This window comes from Xenorhabdus sp. IM139775, from assembly GCF_028598745.1.
GTDB lineage: Bacteria > Pseudomonadota > Gammaproteobacteria > Enterobacterales > Enterobacteriaceae > Xenorhabdus.
Genome location: NZ_JAQRFK010000243.1, coordinates 1 through 583 on the forward strand (window position 1 = coordinate 1; position 583 = coordinate 583).

Annotated in this window: 2 protein-coding genes; both read left to right on the forward strand. The window is 43.4% G+C overall.

Annotation, left to right across the window (positions count from 1 at the left end; genetic code table 11):
• Positions 1-254, forward strand: a 254-nt coding sequence (locus PSI17_RS17250; RefSeq protein WP_273553118.1) for a hypothetical protein, incomplete at its 5' end; no start/stop codon positions are given.
• Positions 255-307: 53 nt separating this feature from the next.
• The coding region (locus PSI17_RS17255; RefSeq protein WP_273553119.1) for an MFS transporter at positions 308-583 on the forward strand (276 nt) is incomplete at its 3' end.

Sequence of the window (583 nt, forward strand, 5' to 3'; positions counted from 1 at the left end):
AAGACGCTGTTCGCAGTTTATTATCTGCCGTTAACCAGAGATATGATGGCGAAGCCACGTTATTTGTGGCTACACGGACGTTACCTCCTGAATTGGATGTCGAAGAGACATGGGCACCTTGGAACCGCCATTTAAGGGTTTATCGGCAAGATTGTGAACATGCAGATATCCTTTCCCTTACTGCATTGAAACAGTGGGGTCCATTGCTAAATAGCTTGTTGAAACCAGAATTGTTGAGGCAAGGCCGTAATTAAACTGCTGCAATTTACTTTATTGTGTTTAACCTTATCGCATCGTAGGGAACATTATGGCGAAGTCATCAATTTTCTTGGATTTTAGTTTGCTCAAAAATAATTCCCATTTCCGAGCTATCTTTATTGCCCGTATGTTATCTGTCTTTGCATTAGGAATGCTGACGGTGGGTGTTCCTGTCCAAATGCAGTTTCTGACAGGTTCTACCTTACAGGTGGGAATTGTCGTTGCACTGGATGGGGTCGGTATGTTTATTGGGTTAATTCTGGGAGGCATACTGGCTGACCGTTATGACAGGCGTAAACTCATTTTGTTTGCCCGTGGTACTTGT